Origin of the sequence: Brevundimonas subvibrioides ATCC 15264 (assembly GCF_000144605.1) — a bacterium.
In the GTDB taxonomy this organism is placed as follows: domain Bacteria; phylum Pseudomonadota; class Alphaproteobacteria; order Caulobacterales; family Caulobacteraceae; genus Brevundimonas; species Brevundimonas subvibrioides.
Genome location: NC_014375.1, coordinates 2,176,593 through 2,202,365, shown reverse-complemented (window position 1 = coordinate 2,202,365; position 25,773 = coordinate 2,176,593). Strand labels below are relative to the sequence as shown.

General features: G+C 68.8%; 21 protein-coding genes. 12 read left to right on the top strand and 9 right to left on the bottom strand.

What is annotated here, in order from left to right; genetic code table 11:
- Window positions 1-23: 23 nt before the first annotated feature.
- Complete coding sequence (locus BRESU_RS10900) at window positions 24-587, bottom strand: CDP-alcohol phosphatidyltransferase family protein (protein ID WP_013269608.1); 564 nt, start codon at window positions 585-587, stop codon at window positions 24-26.
- A 71-nt stretch (window positions 588-658) separates the two neighbouring features.
- On the opposite strand from BRESU_RS10900, the gene BRESU_RS10895 reads away from it, so the two are divergent.
- Window positions 659-2,365 (top strand): hypothetical protein, encoded by a 1,707-nt coding sequence (locus BRESU_RS10895; RefSeq protein WP_013269607.1) that lies wholly within the window; start codon window positions 659-661, stop codon window positions 2,363-2,365.
- Here the strand turns inward: BRESU_RS10895 and BRESU_RS10890 are convergent.
- Genes BRESU_RS10890 through BRESU_RS10880 form a run of 3 tightly spaced genes read right to left on the bottom strand, consistent with a single transcriptional unit; the run spans window position 2,362 to window position 7,399 of the window.
- Window positions 2,362-3,159: a DsbA family protein gene (locus BRESU_RS10890; RefSeq protein ID WP_013269606.1), complete on the bottom strand. Its 798-nt coding sequence runs from the start codon at window positions 3,157-3,159 to the stop codon at window positions 2,362-2,364. The two genes, BRESU_RS10895 and BRESU_RS10890, sit on opposite strands and share 4 nt — an antisense overlap.
- Before the next feature lie 22 nt (window positions 3,160-3,181).
- Window positions 3,182-4,612 (bottom strand): M48 family metalloprotease, encoded by a 1,431-nt coding sequence (locus BRESU_RS10885; RefSeq protein ID WP_013269605.1) that lies wholly within the window; start codon window positions 4,610-4,612, stop codon window positions 3,182-3,184.
- 54 nt (window positions 4,613-4,666) lie between these two features.
- Window positions 4,667-7,399, bottom strand: coding sequence for an Rne/Rng family ribonuclease (locus BRESU_RS10880; RefSeq protein WP_013269604.1), 2,733 nt, complete (start codon window positions 7,397-7,399; stop codon window positions 4,667-4,669).
- 496 nt (window positions 7,400-7,895) lie between these two features.
- Here BRESU_RS10880 and BRESU_RS10875 point away from each other — a divergent pair, with 496 nt between their 5' ends.
- The 3 genes from BRESU_RS10875 to prfB all read left to right on the top strand — a co-directional run bounded on the left by BRESU_RS10875 (window position 7,896) and on the right by prfB (window position 12,842).
- Window positions 7,896-9,110, top strand: coding sequence for an N-acetylmuramoyl-L-alanine amidase family protein (locus BRESU_RS10875; protein WP_245528560.1), 1,215 nt, complete (start codon window positions 7,896-7,898; stop codon window positions 9,108-9,110).
- 76 nt (window positions 9,111-9,186) lie between these two features.
- Window positions 9,187-11,646, top strand: coding sequence for a penicillin-binding protein 1A (locus BRESU_RS10870; protein WP_041762463.1), 2,460 nt, complete (start codon window positions 9,187-9,189; stop codon window positions 11,644-11,646).
- A gap of 73 nt (window positions 11,647-11,719) precedes the next feature.
- Window positions 11,720-12,842 (top strand): peptide chain release factor 2 gene (gene prfB / locus BRESU_RS10865; RefSeq protein ID WP_013269601.1). Its coding sequence is split into 2 segments (ribosomal slippage): window positions 11,720-11,788 and window positions 11,790-12,842, totalling 1,122 coding nucleotides; the frame shifts between segments, so codons are not numbered across the junction.
- Window positions 12,843-13,015: 173 nt separating this feature from the next.
- On the opposite strand, the gene BRESU_RS10860 is transcribed toward prfB, so the two are convergent.
- The 4 genes from BRESU_RS10860 to tyrS all read right to left on the bottom strand — a co-directional run bounded on the left by BRESU_RS10860 (window position 13,016) and on the right by tyrS (window position 16,636).
- Complete coding sequence (locus tag BRESU_RS10860) at window positions 13,016-13,588, bottom strand: bactofilin family protein (protein WP_013269600.1); 573 nt, start codon at window positions 13,586-13,588, stop codon at window positions 13,016-13,018.
- Complete coding sequence (locus tag BRESU_RS10855; protein ID WP_013269599.1) at window positions 13,578-14,723, bottom strand: M23 family metallopeptidase; 1,146 nt, start codon at window positions 14,721-14,723, stop codon at window positions 13,578-13,580. The genes BRESU_RS10860 and BRESU_RS10855 overlap by 11 nt, the downstream gene beginning before the upstream one ends.
- 186 nt (window positions 14,724-14,909) lie before the next feature.
- Window positions 14,910-15,365: a peroxiredoxin gene (locus BRESU_RS10850; protein WP_013269598.1), complete on the bottom strand. Its 456-nt coding sequence runs from the start codon at window positions 15,363-15,365 to the stop codon at window positions 14,910-14,912.
- Between the two features lie 14 nt (window positions 15,366-15,379).
- Window positions 15,380-16,636: a tyrosine--tRNA ligase gene (tyrS, locus tag BRESU_RS10845; RefSeq protein ID WP_013269597.1), complete on the bottom strand. Its 1,257-nt coding sequence runs from the start codon at window positions 16,634-16,636 to the stop codon at window positions 15,380-15,382.
- Between the two features lie 192 nt (window positions 16,637-16,828).
- Between tyrS and BRESU_RS10840 the strand changes: the two genes are divergently transcribed.
- Entirely contained in the window at window positions 16,829-17,335 is a 507-nt protein-coding gene (locus BRESU_RS10840; RefSeq protein WP_013269596.1) for a DOMON-like domain-containing protein, read from the top strand.
- Window positions 17,332-18,534 (top strand): exo-beta-N-acetylmuramidase NamZ family protein, encoded by a 1,203-nt coding sequence (locus tag BRESU_RS10835; protein WP_013269595.1) that lies wholly within the window; start codon window positions 17,332-17,334, stop codon window positions 18,532-18,534. Before BRESU_RS10840 ends, BRESU_RS10835 begins: the two co-directional genes overlap by 4 nt.
- Before the next feature lie 217 nt (window positions 18,535-18,751).
- Here BRESU_RS10835 and BRESU_RS10830 read toward each other — a convergent pair whose 3' ends face one another.
- Complete coding sequence (locus BRESU_RS10830) at window positions 18,752-19,402, bottom strand: alpha/beta hydrolase (RefSeq protein WP_013269594.1); 651 nt, start codon at window positions 19,400-19,402, stop codon at window positions 18,752-18,754.
- A gap of 156 nt (window positions 19,403-19,558) precedes the next feature.
- Here BRESU_RS10830 and BRESU_RS10825 point away from each other — a divergent pair, with 156 nt between their 5' ends.
- From BRESU_RS10825 to BRESU_RS10800, 6 genes are read left to right on the top strand one after another with little or no spacing between them, the layout of a single operon-like run.
- On the top strand, window positions 19,559-20,038 hold the full coding sequence (locus BRESU_RS10825) for an Rrf2 family transcriptional regulator (protein ID WP_013269593.1): 480 nt from the start codon (window positions 19,559-19,561) through the stop codon (window positions 20,036-20,038).
- The gene (locus BRESU_RS10820) at window positions 20,035-21,174 is read left to right on the top strand and encodes a cysteine desulfurase family protein (protein ID WP_013269592.1); all 1,140 of its coding nucleotides are present in this window, start codon (window positions 20,035-20,037) and stop codon (window positions 21,172-21,174) included. The genes BRESU_RS10825 and BRESU_RS10820 overlap by 4 nt, the downstream gene beginning before the upstream one ends.
- A gap of 4 nt (window positions 21,175-21,178) precedes the next feature.
- Window positions 21,179-22,645: a Fe-S cluster assembly protein SufB gene (gene sufB, locus BRESU_RS10815; protein WP_013269591.1), complete on the top strand. Its 1,467-nt coding sequence runs from the start codon at window positions 21,179-21,181 to the stop codon at window positions 22,643-22,645.
- 13 nt (window positions 22,646-22,658) lie between these two features.
- Window positions 22,659-23,408, top strand: coding sequence for a Fe-S cluster assembly ATPase SufC (gene sufC / locus BRESU_RS10810; protein ID WP_013269590.1), 750 nt, complete (start codon window positions 22,659-22,661; stop codon window positions 23,406-23,408).
- Window positions 23,405-24,418: a Fe-S cluster assembly protein SufD gene (sufD, locus tag BRESU_RS10805; protein WP_013269589.1), complete on the top strand. Its 1,014-nt coding sequence runs from the start codon at window positions 23,405-23,407 to the stop codon at window positions 24,416-24,418. The genes sufC and sufD overlap by 4 nt, the downstream gene beginning before the upstream one ends.
- Window positions 24,397-25,773, top strand: coding sequence for an aminotransferase class V-fold PLP-dependent enzyme (locus tag BRESU_RS10800; RefSeq protein ID WP_013269588.1), 1,377 nt, complete (start codon window positions 24,397-24,399; stop codon window positions 25,771-25,773). The genes sufD and BRESU_RS10800 overlap by 22 nt, the downstream gene beginning before the upstream one ends.

Here is a 25,773-nt window from a genome sequence, read left to right as displayed (position 1 = left end):
CCGGCCGGCAACCGGGCAGGACGCTAGCGTTCCAGACGGAAGACGCTGGGGACGTCGCAGCGCCATTCCTTCAGCCGCGCGGTGATGGCGAAGGCCTCGATCTGCGACATCGCCCCCAGCGCGAACGCGGCATAGAGGGGCCACCCGCCCTGTCCGGTGAGGTACAGCTGGATGAACAGGCCCCACAGCGCCAGCCCGAAGGCCTTCGACAGATAGTGGTGCGGCGAGGCCTCGCGGCCGAACCGCGCGAAGCTGAAGGCGTGATTGATCCCCTCCATCGCGATCAGGGTCGCGATCACCGGTCCGGTCGAGGGGAGCAGGGCAGGGTGCATCAGGTGGACCGCGATCGTGGCGCTGGCCCAGAAGAGGACGTCGGCGCGGCTGTCGTAGCGACGCAGCTTCGGCGTCGAAACCTTCAGACGGCGCGCGATGATGCCGTCGAAGATGTCCGACACCACGCCGAGCGACAGAAGCACGACGCTGATCCACGCCGCCGTGTCGCCCGACCGCAGGGCGACCGCGATCAGCGCCGGCCCGGCCAGCAACCGGAAGACGACCAGACTCCAGGGGATGACGGACCGTGGCATACCCCTGGCATAGTGCAGACCGGTGGATTTGCGCCAGCTTCCGAGGCAAGGTCTGGCCCGGAGGGTTCGTGATGCGAAATCGGCTGCTCGGGTTCACGGCGATCGTCATGTGTCTGGCTGCGCCCGCTGCGGTCGCGGATGCCACGACGGCCAGGGCAGACGAAGCCGCCGCCGCCGCCCTCATCCAGACACCGCGCGGCTGCGGCCGCGTGGGCTCGTCGCTGGATGCGGCGTCCGAGACCGGCATGGTCATGGTCGACGGGTTCGGAGGCGCGACCTGGAAAGTCGACACCGACAATCCGGAGGCCCAGGCCTGGTTCGACCACGGCGTGCGGCTGCGGTGGGCCTTCGAACATACGGAATCGGTCCGGGCCTTTCGCAAGGCGAGGGCGCTGGATCCCGAGTGCGGGATGTGCGCCTGGGGCGAGGCGTGGGCACTGGGGCCCAACATCAACGGCGGCGGCACGGACGATGCCTCGATGGATGCGGGCCGCGTCCTGGCCCAGCTGGCGCGCCGGCGCGGGCGCGATACCACGGCCGTGCAGCGCCAGATGATCGACGCCATGATCCAGCGCTACTCCGGCGCAAAGGCCAGTCGGGGCGTGCGCTTCGCCCGCTCCATGGACCGCATCGTCCGGCGCCATCCGCAGGAGCCGCTGATCGCCGCCGTGACCGCCGACGCCTGGATGCTGCAGGCGGACGAATGGTGGGACGAGGAGGGCCGGGCCAAGGATCACGGCATCGTCCGCGCCATGTCGATCCTGGAAGACTCCCTGGCGCGGTCGCCGGACGATCCCGGCACGATCCACCTGTACATCCACCTGACCGAATGGTCCGACGACCCGCACAAGGCCATTCCCTACGGCGAGCGGCTGGCGGCGCTGACGCCGGGCGCATCGCACCTGGTGCACATGCCGTCGCACACCTTCTATCGCGTCGGCCGCTACCGGGACGCCATGCGCTCCAATGTGAACGCGGTGGGCCTGGACAAGCGGTACAACGAACTGGCGGCCCCTCCGGGCGGGGTCGTGGGCATGCCCCTGCACGGGCACAATCTGCATTTCGGCATGGGTGGAGCCCTGATGGCGGGCGGCGCCCAGGAGGGTCTGGCGCTGGCGCAGGACTTCCTGACCACCTATCCCGAGATCGCCGCCAGCAACACCTGGCGTCAGCTGATGGCCAACGACGCCTATGCCATCTTCGGCCGTTTCGGGACGCCCGAACAGGTCGCCGCGCTGGGCCAGCCCCCGGCGGACCGGCCCCTGCTGCGGGCCAGCTGGCACTATGGTCGGGGCGAGGCGGCCGCGCGCGCGGGCGACGCCGCCGCCGTCCGCGCCGAGGCCGGCGCGATCAGGGCGATCCGGGAAGATCCGTCGATCACCGGCGACGATGCCAGGGACATGAAGGACTTCATGGAGGTCTCCCAGCGCGTGCTGGAGGGGCGGGCCGCCATGATCGAGGCCAACCCCGCCGCCGCCATCGCCGCCTTCACCCGCGCCGCCGAGATCCAGGCGGAAGGCCCGGAGGGCGGGGATCCGCCGGTCATCTGGTACCCGACGCGGCGCAGTCTGGCGGCCGCCCTGCTGGCCAATGGCGACGCCGCGGCGGCCAAGGCCAAGATCGAGGAACTCCTGATCGACTGGCCGATGGATCCGTACAGCTATTTCGTTCTGGCGGAGGCCGAGGCGGCGCTGGGCAACCGGGCGGCGGCCGAGGCGGCGCGCGCCCGGGCGGGCGTCGAATGGATCGGCGGCACCATGAGCCTGACGCTCGCCTAGGCGGCGGCCTTCGCAGCCTCGATGGCGGCCAGGACCTCGGCTGGCGCGATGCTGGACGTCGTCTTGCCGTTGATCAGGAAGGTTGGCGTCCCGACGAGGCCCAGGGTCGCGCCCGTCGTATGGATGTCGGCCAGATGCCGGTTCATTTCCGGGGATCCGATGGCCTGTCGGGCCTCGGGCATCGTCACGCCGTTCTCGGCCAGGATGCGGTCCACGGCCTCGCGCGTCAGGGCGTTCTCGGCCATCAGCGCCTGATAGACCTGCAGATACCGGCCCTGCCGGTGGGCGGCCAGGGCGGCGCGGGCCGCATAGTTGGACGAGGTGTCGTCACCCCGATCCAGGATGGGCCAGTCCTTGAACACGAACCGGACGTCCGGATGGGCCTGCATCAGGGCCACATAGTCCTTCGCCACGGCCTTGCAGCCGGGGCAGCGGAAGTCGAAGAATTCCACCACGGTCACCTTGGCGTCTGCGGGGCCGAACGAGGGATCGCGGGGGTCGGGGGCCATAAGCGCCGGGTTGGCGGCCACGGCGGCGTTGATCTTTTCGACCGTGTTGTTCGCCTCAGCCTGCTCGCGGGCCTGCACGACCTCGTCCAGGACGGCCGGATTGGCCATCAGATAGGCCCGCACCTTCGAACCGAAATCCCCGCCCGTCGCATAGGGCGCGACGGAAAAGCCGAGCGAGACGACGGCCACGGCCACAGCGACCGCTCCGCCGCGACCGGAGCCGAACCAGGCAAGCGGATCACGCCGCTCCGGGGAGGAGGGATCGGTCGGGGTCGGGTCGGTCATGTACAGGCTCTGTGGGAAGGGGTCATGCGCCGGCGGGCGGGACGACGGCGGGACGTTCGCGTCGCCGTTCCTGACGCCGGTCGAGGTCGTTGATGTCGTCCATGGTGGCCCCGGAGGCCAGGACGATGTCCATGGCGCGACGCCACTCGTTCGATCCCGGGGGCAGCATGTCGCGGGCGCGCAGGGCGAACTGGGTGGCTTCCTGCTCGCCGCCGGCCGCGAAATAGTATTCGGCCGACGCCAGTCGGGCCTCGCCCTCCTTGCCCTGGCTGGCATAGGCCTGGGACAGGAGACGCCAGGCCAGGGTGTTGTCGTCCTCGCGCGCGACCGCCCGCTTCAGTTGATCGACGGCGGCGTCGAGGTTGGCGGGATCGTTGGTCTCGATCAGGGCGTGCGCCAGGTTGATCCGCAGCAGCGGCGCGTCGGGCTTCAGCCGGACCGATTCGGTGTGCGCGGCGATCGCTTCCTGCGGGCGGCCTTCCTCGAACAGGATCTGGCCCTTCAGTTCCCACAGATAGGGGTCGTCGACGTCTTCAGCGATCAGGGCATCGGTGGTGTCCAGCGCCTTCTGCGTCTGGCCGTCGCGATACCAGGCGATCGCGCGTGCATAGCGGGCGGGAAAGGAGGTGTCGCTGGACCCGTAGGCCCTCAGGGTCTGGTTCGGCGGATCCATGAAGGCGTGGACCTTGGCCAGGATCAGCGCGTGCTGGGCCATCCGCTCGGGGCTGTCGACCTGGCCATAGTGCGAGGCGGCCTCGACCGGACGACGCAGGGCCTCGATCCGCTGCCCGGACAGGGGGTGACTGCGGAAATAGGGATAGCGACGGGCGTCGGAAAACACTTCCTGGCTGCGGAAATTCTCGAAGAACTCCACCAGCCCGCGGCCGGATTCACCGGCGGCCTCCAGCCCGCGCTGGGCGACGATGTCGGCCTCGCCCTCCTGGCCCTGCAGATAGCGGAGCGCGTTGACCGTCCCGAAATACTGGCTTGAGCTCAGCAGGGCGGCCCCGGCGCCGGGTTGACCGGCGATCACGGCCAGCGCCCCCAGGGCCATCGACATCAGCATCGGCTGCATGGCGGCACCCTGGGCACCCTCCCGCAGGACGTGCCGGTTCTTCACGTGCCCGGCCTCGTGCGCCAGCACGCCCAGCAACTGGTTCGGACTGGTCGTGCGCAGGATCAGGCCGGTGTTGATGCCGATGACCCGGTTACCGGTCGCGAAGGCGTTCAGGTCGGCGTCGTTGACCAGCAGGACCTGAATCTCGGACGGCTCCAGCCCCATGGCCGTGAAGACCGGGTCCGTCCATTCCCGGATGATTCCCTCGACCTCGGTGTCGCGGATCGTGGACTGGGCGGAGGCCGGACTGGCAAGCGCAGCCGCCATCGCAGAGACGGCGACGGCGCAGGCCAGGCGCGCGACGAGGCGGGACGCTGTTCGGCTCGACCGTATCATGGCCAACTCCTTCGACCGGCGCCCCCGCCTCGTCTTCATGCTCAATCTAGGCCGTCACGATCCCAGACGCCACCATCCCCGCTTGGGTTTGACCGGGGGTGCGGTGATCTGCGCCGGATCGCTGGCGATGATGGCCGACAGATCGGCCTCGGGCTTCGGCGGAGCGACGGCCTCGACGAGGACCGCGGGTTCCGGCTCAGGCTCGGACACGAAGGGTGCCGGTTCGACCTCGAGCTCGACCTCGGCTTCGACCTCGGGCGCGTCGGCCTCTGCGACGAAGGCCATCTCCGGCTCCAGAGGCGGGGCGATTCCGGTCTCTTCGGCCACGAACTCATCGAGCGGAGCCGTATCCGCTTCGACGATTGATGCCGAGGTCTTGCGACGGACTCGGCGGCGCTGCGGCTCGGCGACGACGACCGGAGCCGGGGCTTCGGACGCGTCCTCGGACAGCATGACGGCCATGGGGACGTCCGGCGAACCGTCGGCGGGCATGCCCTCGTTGGTGGCGCGACCCTCGACCTTCAGATCGTGCGGCGTGGCCCGTTCGGCGCCGCGACCGCGACCCCGACGGCGACGGCGCGAACGGCCGCCCTCGCGGTCGCCGGCGATCTCGCCCTCGGGACGCTCACCGATCCGTTCCTCGACATCCGCCGCAGCCTCGACTGGCCCCGACGGCACGGGGGCCCGCTCGCCGCGATCGGCACGGGCCGGCGGGTTCAGCGGATCAAACCAGACATAGGGATCGTCCAGCGAAGGCGTGCGACCGCGCACCCAGAAGAAGTCGCTGGAGCCGGTCGACGCCGTGTCGCCGTCCTCGCGCACGCGACGCCCGCCACGGCGACCGCGGCGCCGACGGCGGCCGGCCTCGCTGTCGTCATCGTCGTCGGACGCGACGCCCTCGACCGCGGCATCGGCGGCGATCGGTGCGGCTTCCTCATCCCGGCGTCCACCGCGACGGCGACGGCCGCGACCCCGGCCGCGCTCGCCCTCGACCCGTTCCGGCCGCTCGGCACGCTCGCGCGGCTCGTCGTCGTCCGTATCCTCCCGGTCCAGCGCGCTTTCGTCTTCGTCGGCGATGAAGTCGTCATCGTCGTCGTTGTCGTCCTCGTCGCTGTAGGCGGCGTCATCGAAATCGTCGTCGAGGTCCGACAGGGAGACGACGGCTTCCGGCGCGACGAAGTCCTCGTTGGTCTCGGTGCGCTCGATGGCGCTCTCGCCCTGACCCAAGCGATCGTCGATCTGGATGATGACGGCCAGGCCGCGACGCTCCAGCAGGCGCTGCAGATAGTCGCGCTTGTGGTTCAGGATGTAGAGGGCGACGGCCGAGGAGACCTTCAGGTTGATCGAACCCGCGCCGTTCTTGCCGGCCTCGATGTCGACGGCCCGCAGCACCATCAGCGCGGCGGACTCGGCCGAGCGGACACGTCCGGCGCCCTGGCAGTGCGGGCAAACCTCGGTCGCGCCTTCCAGCACGCCGAGGCGGCGACGCTGGCGGCTGATTTCCATCAGGCCGAAGCCCGAGATACGGCCCATCTGGATCCGCGCCCGGTCGAAGCTGAGCTCGTCCTTCAGGATGCGTTCGACGGTCCGGTTGTTCTTGGACTCGTCCATGTCGATGAAGTCGATGACCACCAGACCGGCGAGGTCGCGCAGGCGCAGCTGGCGGGCGGCCTCGACGGCGGCCTCGCAGTTGGTCTTGAAGGCCGTGGCCTCGACGTTGCGTTCCTTGGTGGCGCGCCCGGAGTTGACGTCGATGGCGACCAGGGCCTCGGTCTGGTTGATGACCAGATAGCCGCCGGACTTCAGCGGCACGACCGGCTGGTGGATCTGCGTCAGCAGTTCCTCGATGCCGTTGGCGGCGAACAGCGGCTTCGACCCCTGATACAGGTGCACCTTCTTGGCCTGCGAGGGCATCAGCACCCGCATGAAGTCGCGCGCTTCCTTGAAGCCCTCGACGCCCTCGACCTGGATGCCGTCGAAATCCTTGTCGAACATGTCGCGCACGGCGCGGCGGACCAGGTTCTCTTCCTCGTAGATCAGCGAGGGGGCGTGGGAGGCGAGGGTGGTCTCGCGGATCGTCTCCCACAGACGCAGCAGATATTCGTAGTCGCGCTTGATCTCGGCCTTGGTGCGCTTGGCGCCGGCCGTGCGGATGATCAGGCCCATGCCGCGCGGCACGTCCAGGGCGGACGCGGCGGCCTTCAGGCGCTTGCGATCGGTGGCCTGGGTGATCTTGCGGGAGATGCCGCCGCCCTTGCCGGTGTTGGGCATCAGCACGCAGTAGCGGCCGGCCAGCGACAGCCAGGTGGTCAGGGCCGCGCCCTTGCCGCCGCGCTCGTCCTTGACGACCTGCACCAGCAGGATCTGGCGGCGCTTGATGACGTCCTGGATCTTGTAGCGCCGCATCAGGCGACGCTTCAGGCGCTCCTCCTCGGCCATTCCGCCTTCGGAATCGCCGTCATCGGAATCACGGGCGTTCTCGTCGTCGGAGTCGTCATCGGCCGAGTGCGCCTCGGCCATGATGGCTTCGCGGTCGGCGGCCGGGATCTGGTAGTAGTCGGGGTGGATTTCGTTGAAGGCGAGGAAGCCGTGACGATTGCCGCCGTACTCGACGAAGGCGGCCTGCAGGCTGGGCTCTACGCGGGTGACCTTGGCGAGATAGATGTTGCCGCGAAGCTGGCGTTTGGTTTTCGACTCGAAGTCGAATTCCTCAACCTGGCGGCCGTCCACGATGGCGACGCGGGTTTCTTCCGCGTGCGCCGCATCGATAAGCATGGTCTTTGACATTGAAGGGTTCTCTCTGGCGCGCTCTGCCGGGGCCTGAAGGGGCCGTGGCGGCTCGCCGAACGGGGTAAGGGGCGAACGCGTGCATCATCCCGTCGTCGCGGCGAAGGCCGGACACGACTGCGACCGGCCCCTGAAGGGCAATCGATCGGAGGGAGAGGCAGGCGGAAAAGCCCATGGGGTCTGGTCGGTCCTGGACCCGCACGCGCCGTTGGCGTCGCAAGGTCGGGTAGGCCCGGCTCCGTCGATCGTCAGGGGGCTACCCGTTTTCAGGGTCTGGCCTGGCGATCCGCGAAGGCGGGAGTGGGGCGCCGCGCCGGGGCCGCGCCAGACCGTCGATGCGGCGGCGCGATCGTTCGCGAACGGATACAAGCATAGGCATGCCGGGTGTGAATGAAAAGCCACGATGGTTTTCCGGCGCGCTTAACCCAATCCCAACCGCGATCTGGCAGGTTGCCCTCAACTACAAGAGTGGGTCGCCGTCAGAATGCGCGGGTCTATGCGTTTCAGCCTGTCCGAATGGAGCGTCCGCGACTGGGCGTTGACGGCGCTCGCGCTCGTCGTGCTGGCGGCCGTGTCGCTGGCCGGCAGCCGGTCCATGGCGACCGGCGCGACCGGCGACGTGCGCGGCGTTCGGTTCGGGGGCGATGCGGATCATACGCGGGTGGTCATCGACCTGGACCGATCGGCGCGGGGCGAGGTGATCGAGTCCGGCGCGGCGGGACAGGTGGTCCTGACCCTGGCCGGCGTGGGGGCCGGACGCGGCGTGGACGGGACCGGTTCCGGCCTGGTGCGCGACTGGCGGGTCAGTCCGTCGGGGACGGCCTCGCGGGTTCAACTGGCCCTGGGCCGGACGGCGCGGATCGAGCGGCGCTTCCTGCTGCCGCCCGGAGACGGCGTGGCCCACTACCGCTACGTCATCGACATCACCGCCACGGGCGGGGCTGTCGCCGGCGCCACGACGCGTCGTGCGGCCCCGCGTCCCCCGGCGCGTGCCGAGCGACCGCTGGTGGTCATCGACGCGGGCCATGGCGGCCATGACCCCGGGGCCCTGGGGGCCCATCGCTCGGAAAGCGCCGTCACCCTGGCGGCGGCCATCGCCCTGCGGGACGAGCTGCTGCGCACCGGGCGCTACCGGGTCCAGCTGACCCGCGAGTCGGATGTCTATGTCGACCTGTACCGGCGTGTCCGCATCGCCCGTCAGGCGGACGCCGATCTGTTCATCTCGCTGCACGCCGACGCGGGGGCCGACCCGGCCACGCGGGGCGCGTCCGTCTATACCCTGTCCGAACAGGGCGCGAGCCGCGCCGTGCGCGAGGTCACGCGCGGCGATAACTGGCACCGCGATCTTCATCTGCCCGGCCGCGATCCGTCCGTGGACCGCATCCTGCTGGATATGACGCAGCGCGCGACCCAGAATCGCTCGGCCCAGTTCGCCCGGGTCCTGCTGACCCATCTGGAAGCGGCCGACCATCCGCTGCTGCGTCGCAGCCATCGCGATGCGGGCCTGGCCGTGCTGCTGGCCCCGGACGTTCCGGCAGTCCTGCTCGAAATGGGCTTCATCACCAATCCGGACGACGAGCGGGCGCTCGGCGACGCCACGGAACGCCGTCAGCTGGTTCGCGCCGTGGCCGAGGGTATCGACCGCTATTTCAGCCAGCCGTCGGCTCCGCTGCAGATGGCGGCCCTGAACAGCGCCGCCGGTGCGCCATAGGAAACCGACCGCCCGGTCGCCGACGCCCTAGCGAAGCATCGCGACCCCGGCTAAACCCGTGGGCGACCGTCGGATCATGCGACCCGCGGTCGGGTCGTTGGAGTCTGCGGTGAAGGTTGCCGAACGCTGGTTCGTGATGGCGGGTGTGGCCCTGCTGGGGGCGATCGCGCTCGCCGGGCTGATCGTCGCCGTCTATGCGGCCTGGCTCTTTCACGATCTCCCCGATGCGTCCGATCTCGCGGATTACCGTCCCGCTACGGCGACCCGCGTCTATGCCGGCGACGGCACCCTGATCGGCGAGTTCTCGGACGAGCGCCGCATCTATGTCCCCTACGAGCAGATCCCGCCGCTGGTGGTGAAGGCGTTCCTGGCGGCGGAAGACCGCAACTTCTTCCAGCACGGCGGCATCGATGTCTCCGGCCTGGGTCGGGCCATGCTGAAGAACGTGCTGAACGCGGCGACGGGGCGGCGTCTGGAGGGTGGGTCGACCATCACCCAGCAGGTGGCCAAGAACGTCCTCCTGACCAACGAATCGAGCATCGGACGCAAGCTGAAGGAGGCGATCCTTTCCAGCCGTCTGGAGACGACGCTCTCGAAGCCGCAGATCCTCGAGCTCTATCTGAACGAGATCTTCCTGGGTTACCGGTCGTACGGCGTGGCCTCGGCCGCCTACAACTATTTCGGCAAGTCGCTGGAGCAGCTGACGCCGGACGAGGCGGCGTTCCTGGCGGCGCTGCCCAAGGGTCCGAACAACTATCACCCCAAACGCCACCCCGCCGCCGCCAAGGGCCGCCGCGACTGGGTGCTGGGCGAGATGGCGCAGAACGGCTTCATCACCCAGGCCCAGCTGGTCGAAGGCCAGGCCCGGCCCCTGAATGCCCAGGCCGCGCCACGCCGGGCCGAGTATCAGGACGCTGATTTCTTCGTCGAGGAAGCGCGCCGCCAGGCGGCGTCCAATCCCGATTTCGGCGCCCAGCTGAACGCCGGCGGCTTCTACATGCGCACGACGCTGGATCCCTCCCTGCAGACGGCGGCGCGTGATGCGCTCATGCGCGGTCTCGAGAACTACGACCGCCGCCACGGGTGGCGGGGAGCCTGGGGCACGACGGACTTCGCCCCGGGCTGGCAGGCCGTGGCCCTGCGCGAACAGGCCCCGCCGGAACGCCGCGAGTGGCGCGCGGCCGCGGTCGAGAGCGTGTCCGGCAACACCGTCCGGGTCCGTACGGCGCGGGACGACGAGACCGGCACCCTGCTGACGGCCGACGCCGCCTGGGCCAATGCCAACCGGCCGCTGAAACGCGGCGACCTGATCTTCGTGGAGCCCCGGTCGGGCCAATTCGCCCTGAAGCAGGTCCCGGCCGTCAACGGCGCCCTGGTGGCGATCGAGCCCCAGTCCGGGCGGGTCCTGGCGATGGTCGGGGGCTATTCCTACGCCCTGTCCAGCTTCAACCGCGCGACCCAAGCCCAGCGCCAGCCGGGCTCGTCCTTCAAGCCCTTCGTCTATGCGGCGGCGCTGGAAGGCGACTTCACCCCGGCCTCGATCGTGGTCGACGGCCCGATCAGTTTCGCGGGCGGGCCGAACGGACGTCGATGGACGCCGGAGAACTACAGCCGGCAGTACTATGGCCCGTCGACCCTGCGTCGCGGCCTGGAGCTGTCGCGCAACGTCATGACCGTGCGTCTCGCCGACAGCATCGGCATGGAGAAGGTGGTGGACCTGGCGGCGCGCATGGGCGTTGCCAGCAACCTGCAGCCCAATCTGTCGGTCTCGCTGGGGGCCGGCGAGGTCACGCCCTACAATCTGACCGCCGCCTATTCGGCGTTCGTGAACGGCGGGCGTCGGGTCAATCCCTATCTGATCGAGTACGTCCAGGACCGCGACGGAGAGACCATCTATCGCGCCGATCAGCGCCGCTGCCGCGAGTGCGGTCGCGCGTTCGCCGGTCAGGCCTCGCCCTTCCTCGAGCCGCGCGGCACCCAGGTGATAGACCCCATCACGGCCTACCAGATCAGCTCGATGCTGGAGGGCGTCATCCAGCGCGGCACCGCCGCCAGTGCCCGCGGCCTGGGTCGCTGGGTCGGGGGCAAGACGGGGACGACCAACGAGTACCGCTCGGCCTGGTTCGTCGGCTTCACGACCGACATCGTGGTCGGGGTCTTCATCGGCTTCGACGACAACCGGTCGCTGGGGTCAGGGGAGGCGGGGGCCTCGGCCGCCGTGCCGGTGTTCATCGACTTCATGGAAGATGCCCTCAAGGAGCGGCCGGCCCGTCCCTTCGTGCGGCCGCGCGGCGCGATCTTCCGCAGCGTGAACGGCATCGAGGAGGCCTTCCGCCCGGGCACCGAGCGTCGCCGCGAGGACGAGCGTCAGGCCCAGGCCGCCGCCGTGCCGGAAGGCCCCCAGAACTACAACGACGTCATCCGGCGCGAGGCCGAGGCGGCGGCCGGCGTGACGCCGGGGCTGAACACCCAGTCGAACTCGCCCCCTCCGCCCACCAAACAGGAACCGGCCGAGGACTTGAGCGGGCTGTACTGAGGGCCTAGGTAGGGCCATCGAGCGGCGCGCCATCCGGCGCGCCGTCTTCTTTTTGAGTTCGCAGGAGTTTGCGATGAGACCGGATGTCGAGGCCATGAAGGCCGACATCGAGCAGAGCGTCGCTCTGCTCAGGAGGCGTCTTTGACTGGGATGTCGCCAACCGAAAGCTCGATGAGCTGAACGCGCGGGTCGAGGACCCGACGCTGTGGAACGATCCCGATGCGGCCCAGGCCGTCAGCCGCGAACGCTCGCGCCTCAAGACTCAGATCGACACCGTCCTGGAGATGGAATCGGGCCTGGAAGAGGGCGTGATGCTGGCCGACATGGCCGACGAGGAGGGCGACGAGGCGACGCTGGAAGAAGCCCGCGCGGCCTTGAAGGCGATCAAGGACCGGGCATCCCGGGCCGAGCTGGAAGCCCTGCTGTCCGGTGAGGCGGACGGCAACGACGCCTATCTGGAAGTCAATTCGGGCGCCGGCGGCACCGAAAGCTGCGACTGGGCCGGCATGCTGCTGCGCATGTATTCCCGCTGGGCCAAGGCCCACGGCTATGAGGTCCAGATCGAGGCCTCGGAAGACGGCGACCAGGCCGGGATCAAGTCGGCGACCATTCTGGTTACCGGCCCGAACGCCTACGGCTGGCTGAAGTCCGAGTCCGGGGTTCACCGGCTGGTGCGCATCAGCCCCTATGACGCGGCCGCCAAGCGGCACACCTCGTTCGCGTCCGTGGGCGTTTCGCCCGTCGTGGACGACACGATCGAGATCGACATCAACCCCGCCGACGTCCGCACCGACACCTATCGGGCGTCGGGATCGGGCGGGCAGCACATCAACAAGACGGATTCGGCCGTCCGCCTGACGCACATCCCGACCAACACCGTGGTGGCCTGTCAGGCCGGCCGCTCACAGCACCAGAACCGGGAACAGGCCTGGAAGATGCTGCGCGGGCGGCTGTACGAGCTGGAACTGCAGAAGCGCGAGGCCGCGGCCCAGGCCCTGGCGGACGCCAAGACCGATATCGGCTGGGGTCACCAGATCCGCAGCTACGTCCTTCAGCCCTACCAGATGGTCAAGGACCTGCGGACCGAGGTCGAGACCTCGGACACCCAGGGCGTTCTGGACGGCGACCTCGATGCCTTCATGGGCGCGGCCCTGGCGGCGCGTGTGGGCGAGACGCGCGGGTCGACGGTGGAGTAGGGACTGCGGCGCTTTCCCTCCCCGGCCGGGGAGGGTGGTCGTCGCGAAGCGGAGACCGGGTGGGGGCGACCGGGCCACGCTGCACATCCCCGAGTCCGGGTTGCCTTGACCGCCCCACCCCGTCGCTTCGCGACGTCCCTCCCCCAAGGGGGAGGGAGAGAGTCAGATCAGCTTCAGACCGACTTCAGGTCGATGACCTGCGGCGCGGGCTCGGCGGGCGCGGGGGCCGGAGCGGGCGGGGCTTCGAAGGCCGGCTGGGCCGGCCGGGGCGCGGGCGCGACGGCGGCCGGGGCTTCGCGGCGGCTCTGCAGGACCCGGCCCTGGAAATAGGCACCGATGTCGATCGACAGCTGCTCGGCCGTGATGTCGCCGTCGACATAGGCCGTGGAGACCAGCTTCACCTGTTTGCCGGACACGCCACCGACGATGCGGCCGCGAACCTCGAGGTAGTCGGCCGTGACATTGCCTTCGATGGCCCCGGTCTCGCCCACGATCAGACGGCCGACGCGGACGTCGCCCTTGATCGAGCCGTCGACCTGAAGGTCGCCGGCCCCGGAAACATGGCCCTCGAACTGCAGGTCCGACGACAGGGTCGACAGGCCGCGCGAGGACGCGATCGGCGACGGGGCGGGCGAGGGCGCGGCCGACCGGCTCACGCCCGGCGAGGGCAGGTCGGGCAGCGGCGGAATGGGGGCGGCGTTCGACGAACGGTCGGGCGTGGCGGGGGATTTCGTCTTATTGAACAATCTGGTCTCCTGCTCGGAAGAAGCGCGCGGGGTTCTGGGGTCGGCCGTCCATCCACACCTCATAGTGCAGGTGGACGCCGGTGGATCGGCCCGTCGTGCCCATGGCCCCGATCCTCTGGCCCAGCGCGATGCGCTGGCCGGGCTGGACGGCCATGGAGTTCAGATGGGCGAAACGGGTCTTGAAGCCGTGTCCGTGGTCTATCTCGATGGTGTTTCCATACCCTGAACGCACCCCGGCAAAAGACACGATGCCGGGCGCGGTCGAGTAGATCGGCGTGTTCAGCGGGGCGGCGAAGTCCTGGCCCTGATGCACCGCCGGACGGCCGTTGAACGGATCGAAGCGGACGCCGAAGCCCGATGTCGTGCGGGCCTGGGTCGGTCGGTTGAAAGGCAGGCCTTCGGCGGCATCCGCCAGCCGGCGCATGTCGGTCAGGTTGTCGGCGGCGTGTCGGATCCGGACCGCGAAGGGCTCGTCGACGTCGAGAATGGTCGCCAGCGCCTTGGGATCGCCCGCCTCGATCAGCGGCCCCCCGAGGGCCGATCCGTTGGCCCCGTAGACGGCCGGGTTCAGGCCGGCGAGGCGGAAGGCCAGACGCAGACGTTCGGCCCGGGTCTGGGCGAAATCGCCCGCTCGCTCGATCAGACGTTCCTGGTCCATGCGAACGGCGACGATGCGCTGGATGGGGCGGGCCTGTCCGGGTGCCGGCGGGGTGGCGGGTGTCAGCACGGCCTCCGCGCCCTGTACGCCCTGGAACATGGTCATGACGCGTGTCAGCGCGGCGTGACGCCGCTCGACCATGCCGGCCATCTCGTCGAGGCCGCCCGTCGTGGCCGACATGCGGACGACGGCCGTTTCCAGCCGGGCCTGAAGGTCGGCGTTGAGCCGCTCGGATGCGGCCCTGGCGCGGACGATCTCGTCGTCGGCGCGGCTTCTGGCGACCATGTCGAAGATGAAGCCCCCGGACGCCAGCAGCGTCCAGCCCGCCAGGAAGACACCGGCCACTGCCAGCATCATCTGTCGTCCACTGGTCAGAACATATCCACGCGTATCGCCGTTGGAACGGAGATAAACATGACGTTCGGGAAACCAGCGACCGATGAAGGAGCGCCTGACGGCTCCCTGATCCTCATCCATCGTAACACGCCCCCATGTACGGGGCCGACTATCCTGCAACTGTTGCGCTGCGGCAATAGCGTTCACGCGATGTTAACCACGATGGCATGCCGATGATCCGTGAACGAATCTATTCAGTACAGGATTCGCGCGTCAGGGGTATTTCCGGACACTGTATCGGGTTGAGCAAAGACTACCGGATCGCGTTCAGAGTGTCTTCGCGGCTGCGAGAACGGCCTCGGCATGCCCCTTGACCGACACCTTGCGCCACACCTGGCGGACCGTGCCGGACCCGTCGATCAGGAAGGTGGCGCGCTCGATCCCCATGTAGGTCTTGCCGTACATGCTCTTTTCGACCCAGACGCCGTAGGCCTCGGTGACGCCTGTTTCCTCGTCGGAGGCCAGGGTGACCTTCAGATCGTACTTGGCCTTGAACTTCTCAAGCTTCTTCACCGGGTCTTTCGAGACGCCGATGACCGTCACCCCGGCGGCAGCGAAGGCCTCGGCGTGGTCGGTGAAGTCCTTTGCCTCATTGGTGCAGCCCGGCGTGTCCGCCTTCGGGTAGAAATACAGCACGGTCGGCCCGGCCAGGATGGCACGACCGCCGCCATCGGCGGGCATGTCGAACGCGGGGGCCTTTGCGCCTTCAACGATCTGGGTCATGGCGGTGTCTCCGTTCAGATGGGGCGGACGAGCATCAGCTTTTTCTTGCCGGCGGCCAGTTTGATCACGCCGTCGGCGTTGACGTCGGACGCCTCGATAAGGCGTGCACCGTCGGCGATCGCCTCGTCATTCAGTCGCAGGCCTCCGCCCTGGGCCAGGCGACGGGCCTCGCCGTTGGAGGCGGTCAGGCCGGCGCGCGTGGCGACGGCGGCCAGCATGGCCCCGATCACCTCGCCGGACGGCAGGTCGATGGTCGGCAGGTCGGTGGACAGGGTGCCGCGCTCGAAGGCCCCTTCGGCCGCCGCGCGGGCGGCAGCGGCCGCCTCCGCCCCGTGCAGCAGGGTCGTGGCCGCGTCCGCGAGCGCCTTCTTGGCCTCGTTGATGTCCGCGCCCTGCAGGGCCTCGAACCGGGCGACCTCTTCCAGCGGCAGGTCCGTGAACAGCTTCATGAACTTGCCGACGTCGGCGTCCTCGGCGTTGCGCCAGAACTGCCAGTAGTCGTACGGGCTCAGCTGTTCGGCGTTCAGCCACACGGCCCCTTGCGCGGTCTTGCCCATCTTGCCGCCCGAGGCGGTCGTCAGGAGGGGGGTCGTGAGGCCGAAGGCGGCCTTGTGGTCCACGCGGCGCACCAGATCGACGCCCGAGACGATGTTGCCCCACTGGTCGGACCCGCCCATCTGCAGGGTGACGTTGTGGCGCCGGTTCAGCTCGAGGAAGTCCACCGACTGCATCAGCATGTAGTTGAACTCGAGGAAGGTCATCGGCTGCTCGCGTTCCAGCCGCAGCTTGACCGAGTCGAAGGCCAGCATCCGGTTGACGGTGAAATGCGTGCCGTAGTCGCGCAGGAACTCGACGTAGCCGTATTTCGACAGCCATTCGTCGTTGTCGATCATGACGGCGTCGGTCGGGCCGTCGCCGAAGACGAGGAATTTCTCGAACACCGTCTTGATGGAGGCGATGTTCGACTGGATCGTCTCGTCGGTCAGCTGCGGGCGCGACGCGTCCTTGCCGGTCGGGTCGCCGACCTTGGTCGTGCCCCCACCCATGATGACCACGGGCCGGCCGCCGGCCTGCTGGAGGCGGCGCAGCATCATGATCTGGATCAGGCTGCCGACGTGCAGGGAGGGCGCGGTGGCGTCGAAGCCGATGTAGCCGGCGACGACGCCGGCTTTCGCCGCCGCATCCAGCTCGGCCGGATGGGTGACCTGATGGATATAGCCGCGCGCCTGCAGGGTCTTCAGGAAGTCGGACTGGAAAGATGTGTCGCTCATGGTCGGCTCCGTTAGCAGGGAGGCCGGCGCTGTGTCTCGGGTGTCGCGCCGGCAAAATGCGGCGCAGGGGTTCGCGGCCGCTCGATCAGATCGAGGGGCGGTAATACAGGCCGGGGAGGGCGCAGGTCGCGAACATGAGGTTGTCCTAGCGCCGGGCGTTGACCGGCGTCAACCAGCCGCTATCGGTTCGGGATGCGCGCCACGCTGATACCCCATGTCCCCGAGACGCACGTCTATCCCGAGGCGATCTCGGTCGAGTTCGAGCGGGAGGGTGGCCTGCTGTGGCTGAGGTTCATCATCGACGACAATCCGGATTTCATCGCCTGGCCGGGCGATGCGCCCGTCGGGCGGGCTGACGAACTCTGGAAACACACCTGTTTCGAGGCGTTTGTGACGACAGACGACGGCTACCGCGAGTTCAACCTTTCGCCATCGGGCCAGTGGGCCAGCTATCGGTTCGACGGGTATCGCGAGGGCATGCGCCCGGCCGACGAGGTCTGCGTGGTCGAGGGGCTGGACGGAGGCCGCGATTACGTCGCCCTCGAAGGCCGCATCGAACTGCCTGTCGAGCCCCGGCGTCTGGGCCTATCCGCCGTCATCGAGACCGTCGACGGCGCGAGGACGTATTGGGCCCTGGCCCATCCGTCCGATAAGCCTGACTTCCACCATCCCGATTCCTTCGTTCTGGACCTGCCATGAAATTCGGCATCGACCGCCTGCTCTCCGAGCCCGAGCTCCAAGCCGCTCTGAAGGAGCGGCGGGTGGCGCTGGTGGCGCATCCGGCTTCGGTCACGGCGGACCTGACCCATTCGATCGATGCCCTGATCGCCGCCGGGGTGACCATCAGCGCCGCCTTCGGACCGCAGCACGGGATGAAGGGCGACTTGCAGGACAATATGATGGAGAGCCCGGACGAGACCGATCCGGTCCACGGCTTTCCGGTCTTCAGCCTGTACGGCGAGGTGCGCCGTCCGACCGGCCCTATGATGGGCACCTTCGACGTGGTGCTGATCGACCTGCAGGACCTGGGCTGCCGCATCTACACCTTCATCACGACCCTGCTGTACGTGCTGGAGGCCGCGGCCGAGCACGGCAAGGAGGTCTGGGTGCTGGACCGGCCCAACCCGGCCGGGCGGCCGGTCGAGGGCACCACCCTGGTACCGGGCTGGGAGAGCTTCGTCGGGGCCGGGCCGATGCCGATGCGGCACGGGATGACCCTGGGCGAGCTGGGCCACTGGTTCATCGACCACTTCAAGCTGGATGTGGCCTACCGGGTCATCGAAATGGAGGGCTATCACCCGGACGCGGGCCCCGGCTTCGGCTGGCCGCTGGGCGAGCGGGCCTGGATCAATCCCAGCCCCAACGCGCCGAACCTGTCGATGGCGCGGGCCTATCCCGGCACGGTGATGGTCGAGGGGGCGACGCTGTCGGAGGGCCGGGGCACGACCCGGCCGCTGGAGCTGTTCGGGGCCCCGGACATCGACGCCCGCGCCGTGATCGCCGAAATGCGGGCCCTGGCCCCTCAATGGCTGGACGGCTGTACCTTGCGCGACATGTGGTTCGAGCCGACCTTCCACAAACACGTCGGCCAGCTGTGTTCCGGCGTGCAGATCCACGTCGAGGGCCCGCACTATGACCACGCCGCCTTCCAGCCCTGGCGGGTCCAGGCGCTGGGCTTCAAGGCGATCCGGCGGCTGTATCCCGACTACGACCTGTGGCGGGACTTCCCGTATGAGTACGCCTTCGGCAAGCTGCCGATCGACGTGATCAACGGCGGACCTGCGCTGCGAGAATGGGTCGACGATGCAGCGGCGGCACCGGGCGATCTGGATGCGATCGCAGGACGGGACGAGGCGGCCTGGATCGCGGCGCGCGAGCCCTTCCTGCTGTATCGCTGAGCCAGCCTGCGGCGCGGCGTCCGAAAAAAACACCGTCCGAGGAGTCCGACGAGTCCGCCTCGACCGGGTCGGCCAGAACCGTCCTGGTCTGACGGAGGATGCGGCATTCGACTGTCAAAGACCTGCGGCACGCAGTCTGGCAGGTCGACACGTCAGAATCGGTCGCAAGGCTTTCCGGGCCGGGCTCTTGCTTCCTGTGGGCCGGGGAAAGCCGACGTCAGGCCGGTTCGGCTTCCAGGCGCTTGTCCAGATACAGACCCACGCGGCGGTCCACGGCGTCGATGTGGTCCTGCCAGAAGTGGCTGGCGCCTTCTTCCAGCTCGTAGTCGATGACGATGCCCTTCTGGGTGCGCAGCTTGTTGACCACGCGCTCGACCTCGACCGGCGGCACGATGGTGTCGGCCGTGCCGTGCAGGAACAGGCCGGACGCCGGGCAGGGGGCCAGGAAGCTGAAGTCGTACATGTTCGAGGGCGGCGAGACCGAGATGAAGCCGTCCGTCTCGGGCCGGCGCATCAGGAGCTGCATGCCGATATAGGCCCCGAACTGGTAGCCGGCGACCCAGGTCTGGGTGGCGGCAGGGTTGTTGGACTGGAGCCAGTCCAGCGCCGTGGCCGCGTCGGCCAGCTCGCCGATGCCCGAGTCGAACTCGCCCTGGGACTTGCCCACGCCGCGCGAGTTGTAGCGCAGGGTCGCGAAACCGCGCTTCTGGAACAGCTGGTACAGGGTCACGGTGACCGGGTTGTTCATATGCCCGCCCGCCTTGGGGTGGGGGTGCAGGATCAGGGCGATGGGCGCATTGGCGCGCTTGCCGGGAGAGTAGCGGCCCTCGATACGACCGGAGGCGCCGGGCAGGATGACTTCAGGCATGGGGCTCTGGAATCCGTTCAACTGTCATTTCGGGCCCGCCGAATACTTGACCGCCGGGGTAGGACTTTCTAAGTCCACCCTAGCGTTCGGCCGCCTCGCGAAGCGGCGGGTCATAGCACAGACCCTTTGAAATGCGCGCGATTTTTGAGGACGGCGATGCGACTGTCGACCAAGGGACGATATGCCGTGATGGCGATGGCCGATCTGGCCCGCAACGGACAGGGCGAGGGGGCCGAGGGCCGCGCCGTGTCCCTGGCCGAGATTGCGACACGCCAAGAGATTTCATTGAGTTATCTGGAACAGCTGTTCGCCCGCCTGCGGAAAAGCGGTCTGGTCCGCAGTGTGCGCGGGCCCGGCGGCGGGTATCGGCTGGCCAAGACGGCGGGCGAGACCGTTGTGTCGGAAATCGTTCTGGCGGTCGACGAGCCGATCCGCGCGACCCGGTGCGCGGCCCATTCCTCGCCGCGGGGCTGCATGATGGCGGGTGAACGCTGCATCACCCACAATCTGTGGGAAGACCTTGGCGACGAGATCCACCGCTATCTGGCCAGCGTCTCGCTGGAAGACGTCATCATGAACCGGACGGGGCCGCGGCGCCCGGTTGCGGCCGCGGCCGGCATCGGGGTGGCGGCATGAGCGGCGTCTATCTGGACTACAACGCCTCCGCTCTGGTGCGGCCCGAGGTGCAGGCGGCCATGGCCGAGGCCCTGGCCGACAACGGCAATCCGTCGGCCGTCCATGCGGCCGGGCGGCGGGCGCGGGCCCGGGTGGAGACCGCGCGGGCCCGGGTGGCCGATCTGGTCGGGGCGGATGCCCAGTCCGTGATCTTCTCCTCCGGCGGCACGGAATCGAACGCCCAGGCGATCGCCAGCGCGCTGGCGGCCGGGTTCGAGCGGCTGATCGTCTGCGCGTCCGAACATCCTTGCGTGGCCGAGGCGGCCATGGCCTCGGGCAAGCCGGTCAAGGTTCTGCCGGTGGACGCGCGGGGCGTGATCGATCTGGGCCGGCTGTCCGAACTGCTGCGGGCCCCCGGCAAGGCGGTCGTGGCGATCCACCATGCCAACAACGAAAGCGGCGTCATCCAGCCGATCCGCGAGGCCGCGACGCTGGTGCGCGAGGCCGGGGGCTGGCTGCACGTCGATGCGATCCAGTCGGCCGGCAAGATCCCCGTGTCGATGGGGGCCTTGAAGGCCGACAGCCTGACCCTGTCCGCGCACAAGCTGGGCGGGCCGCAGGGCGTGGGCGCGCTGGTTCTGGGCGAAGGCCGGGCGGCGGTGCAGATCGTGCGCGGGGCCGGGCAGGAACGCGGCCTGAGGGCCGGGACCGAGAACGTGCCGGGCATCCACGGCTTCGGCGTCGCGGCCGACTGCGCCGCGCGCGACCTGCCGCTGGCCGAGGCGCACAAGGCCTGGCGCGACGCGGCCGAGGCGACCGTCGAGGCGGCGGGGGCGACCATTTTAGGCAAGGGCGCGCCGCGTCTGCCCAACACCCTGTTCCTGTCGGTCGTCGACTGGGACAGCCCGCAGGCCCTGATCGTGCTGGATCTGGGCGGGATCATGGTCTCGGCGGGCAGCGCCTGTTCCTCGGGCAAGACCAAGCCCAGCCGGACGATCGTGGCCATGGGCCGGATGGACCTGGCGACCGGGGGCGTGCGGGTCTCGGGCGGCTGGGGCACCACGGAAGACGATTGGTCACGCTTCGCTGCGGCGTGGACCAAGGCATACGAGACACATCGCGCGCGTCAGTCCGCCCGCGTGAAGGAAACCGCGTAAGATCATGGCCGCCGTTCAGGAAACCATCGACGCCGTCGCCGCGCTGGAGAAGTACGAGCACGGCTTCACCAGCGATATCGAGACCGAATACGCCCCGCGCGGGCTGAGCGCCGACATCGTTCGCTTCATCTCCGAGAAGAAGGGCGAACCGGAGTGGATGCTGGAATGGCGCCTCGCCGCCTATGAGCGCTGGCTGGCGATGGAGGAGCCGACCTGGGCCTCGGTGAAATACGAGCCGGTCGATTACCAGTCGCTGTTCTACTACGCCGCGCCGAAGAAGAAGGATGGGCCCAAGTCGCTGGACGAGGTCGACCCGGAAATCCTTGCCATCTACGCCAAGCTGGGGATCCCGCTGGGCGAGCAGGCGGTGCTGGCCGGCGTCGAGGGCGCGCCCCGCTACGCCGTGGACGCCGTGTTCGACAGCGTCAGCGTGGTCACCACCTTCAAGGCCGAGCTGGCCAAGGTCGGCGTCATTTTCATGCCGATTTCCGAGGCCTTGCGGGAATATCCGGATCTTGTGCGGCAATATCTGGGATCGGTCGTGCCGGTCTCGGACAACTATTTCGCGGCGCTCAACAGCGCGGTCTTTTCGGACGGGTCGTTTGTCTACATCCCGCCGGGCGTGCGCTGCCCGATGGAGCTGTCGACCTATTTCCGCATCAATGCGAGCCAGACAGGCCAGTTCGAGCGCACCCTGATCATCGCCGACAAGGGCTCTTACGTCAGCTACCTCGAGGGCTGCACCGCCCCGATGCGCGACGAGAACCAACTGCACGCGGCCGTGGTCGAGCTGGTCGCGCTGGACGACGCCGAGATCAAATATTCGACGGTCCAGAACTGGTACCCCGGCGACGCCGAGGGCAAGGGTGGCATCTACAACTTCGTCACCAAGCGCGCCGACTGCCGGGGTGACCGGTCCAAGGTCAGCTGGACGCAGGTCGAGACCGGCTCGGCCGTGACCTGGAAATACCCGTCCTGCGTCCTGCGCGGCGAGGACAGCTCGGGCGAGTTCTATTCGATCGCCATCACCAACGGACATCAGCAGGCCGACACCGGCACCAAGATGATCCATCTGGGCAAGAACTCGAAGAGCCGGATCATCGCCAAGGCGGTGTCGGCGGGCAAGTCGGACTCGACCTATCGCGGCCTGGTCTCGGTGCATCCCAAGGCGACGGGGGTGCGCAACTTCACCCAGTGCGACAGCCTTCTGATCGGCGGCGACTGCGGCAGCCACACCGTGCCCTATATCGAGGCCCGCAACGGCTCGGCCCAGCTGGAACACGAGGCGACGACGACGCGCCTGTCCGACGACCAGCTGTTCTACGCCCAGCAGCGGGGCCTGTCGCAGGAGGAGGCGGTGGCCCTGCTGGTCAACGGCTTCGTCCGCGACGTCATGCAGAAGCTGCCGATGGAGTTCGCCGTCGAGGCGCAGAAGCTGGTGGCGATCAGTCTCGAAGGCTCGGTCGGATAATCAAGAAGAAACAATGCTCAAGATCAACAACCTCCACGTTTCCGTCGGCGACAAGCCGATCCTCAAGGGCCTGACGCTCGACGTTCCGGCGGGCGAGGTGCACGCCATCATGGGGCCGAACGGGGCCGGCAAGTCGACGCTGGGCTACGCCCTGTCGGGGCGGCCCGGCTATGAGGCGACCGAGGGCGCGGTGTCGTGGAACGGGCAGGACCTGCTCGAGCTTGACCCGGCTGCGCGGGCGGCCGAGGGCGTCTTCCTGTCCTTCCAGTATCCGATCGAGATCCCCGGCGTCCCCGCCCTGACCTTCGTGCGCACGGCGCTGAACGCCCAGAAGCGGGCGCGGGGCGAGGAGGAGGTGTCCGCCCCGGCCTTCCTGAAACAGGTCAAGGCGGCGTCGGCGGCGCTGAAGATGGACTTCGAGATGCTGAAGCGGCCGCTCAACGTCGGCTTCTCGGGTGGCGAGAAGAAGCGGATGGAGATCCTGCAGATGGCCCTGCTGGAGCCGTCGCTGCTGATCCTCGACGAGACCGATTCCGGCCTCGACATCGACGCCCTGCGGATCGTGTCGGAGGGGGTGAACGCCCTGCGTTCGCCTGATCGCGCCATGCTGGTGATCACCCACTATCAGCGGCTGCTCGACTACATCAAACCTGACCGGGTCCATGTGCTGGCCGCCGGCCGGATCGTGGCCTCGGGCGGGCCGGAGCTGGCGCTGCAGCTGGAGGCGGAAGGGTACGACAAATACCTGCCGCAGGCCGCGTGACGGCGCTGGACCTTCGCGACCCCTCGACCTTCCCGTCCCGGCGGGTCGAGGCGTGGAAATACACCGATCTGGCCCGCGTCCTGCGCGAGACGCCGCCGCCTTCGCCGGCCGTGACGATTGCCCCGGGCGGGCCGTTCGCGGCGCTCGGCGGCGAGGAATTGGCCTTCGCCAACGGCCGGGCGGTCGGGGCGGACGCCTTCGTCGCCTCGGGCGAGCAGACGCTGCGGCTGCGGTTCGTCTCGGACGCCACGGGCACGGGCCACAGCGCGGCGGTACGGATCGCGGTGCGACCCGGCGCGCGCCTGACCCTGCTGGAAAGCCATGAAGGCTCCGGCTCAGCCTACGTCGCCAACACACGGATCGAGCTGGACATTCCGGCCGGAGCGGAAGTCACCCGGGTCGTGCTGATCGACGAGCCGGCCGACGCGATCTCGGTCGCCGTGACGAGCGTGAAGACGGCCGCGGGCGCGGTCTATCGCCAGACGACGGTCACCCATGGCGCGCGCCTGCAGCGGCAGGAAACCCATCTGGCGCACGGCGGCGAGGGGACGGAGATCGTTCTGGACGGGCTCTACGCCCTGTCCGGCGAGCGCCATTCCGACCTGACCAGCGTGGTCCGCCACAACGGCCTGAACGGTGTCACCTCCCAGCTGACCAAGGGCGTGGTGCGCGACACCGCGCGCGGCGTGTTCCAGGGCAAGATCGTGGTCGAGCGCGGGGCCGACGGCACCGACGCGCGGATGGGCCACCATGCCCTGATCCTGGGCGAACGGGCCGAGGTGGACGCCAAGCCCGAGCTGGAAATCTATGCCGACGACGTGCAGTGCGCCCACGGCAACACGGTCGGCAATCTGGACGAGAGCGCCCTGTTCTACATGGAGCAGCGCGGCATCCCGGCCGATGAGGCGCGGGCCCTGCTGACCCAGGCCTTCCTGTTCGAGGTCGTCGATCGCATCGCGGACGAAGGCGCGAGGGAGGAGGTCCGGTCATGGCTGACGGCGCGACTCTGAACAATCCTCACCCGCAAAGCGAAGCGACGCGGGGGAGGGGGACCGCGCGAAGCGGGGTGGAGGGGGCGACCCCAGACACGGTGCTTGCGTCCGCCCCCTCCACCACTTCGTGGTCCCCCTCCCCCGCGAAGGGCGGGGGAGGATTTGATGTGCATGCCGCGCGCGCCCAGTTCCCGATCCTGTCGCGAACGGTGAACGGCAAGCCGCTGGTCTATCTGGACTCGGCCGCCTCGGCGCAGAAGCCGCGGGCGGTGATCGACGCCCTGACGGCGGCGATGGAGGGGTCCTATTCCAACGTCCACCGGGGCCTGCACACCCTGGCCAACGAGACGACCGAGGCCTTCGAACAGGCGCGGGAAACTGTCGCCCGGTTCCTGAACGCCGAGAGCCCCGACCAGATCGTCTGGACCAAGGGCGGGACCGAGGCCTTCAACCTCGTCGCGGCCGGGCTGGCGCAGAGCCTGAAGCCCGGCGACGAGATCGTCACGACCCAGATGGAGCACCACGCCAACATCGTGCCCTGGTCGATGCTGCGCGACCGGCTGGGCATCGTGCTGAAATGGGCCCCGGTGCTGGACGACGGATCGCTGGACATGGCCGGTCTGGCCGCGCTGATCGGGCCGAGGACGAAGCTGGTCGCCGTGACCCATATGTCCAACGTGCTGGGCACGGTGAACGACGTGCGCGCCGTCGCCGATCTGGCCCATGCGGCCGGGGCGCTGGTGCTGGTCGACGGCTGTCAGGGGGCGGTGCACTGCAGCCCGGATGTCCAGGCGCTGGACTGCGACTTCTACGTCTTCACCGGCCACAAGCTGTATGGCCCGACCGGCATCGGAGGGATGTACGGCAAGCGCGCGGCGCTGGAGGCCCTGCCGCCGTATCAGGGCGGGGGCGAGATGATCGCCACCGTCACCGAGGATGCGGTGACCTATGCCGGCATCCCGCACCGGTTCGAGGCGGGCACGCCGCCCATCCTCGAGGCCATCGGTCTGGGCGCGGCGCTGGAATGGTTCATGGCCTTCGACCGCCAGGCCGTCGCGGCGCATGAGCGGGCGCTGTACGACCATGTCGTGGCCCGCCTGTCGGGACTGAACTGGCTGCGGATCATCGGCGAGGCCCCGGGCAAGGGGGCCATCCTGACCTTCACGGTCGAAGGGGCCCACGCCCACGACGTGGCGCAGATTCTGGACCGCTATGGCGTGGCCGTGCGGGCCGGACTGCATTGCGCCGAGCCTTTGTCGAAGCGATTTGGCATCACATCGAGCGCGCGGGCCAGCTTCGCCCTATATAACACCGTGGAAGATGCGGATGCCTTCGTGGACGCGCTGATCAAGGCGCGGGAGTTCTTTGTATGA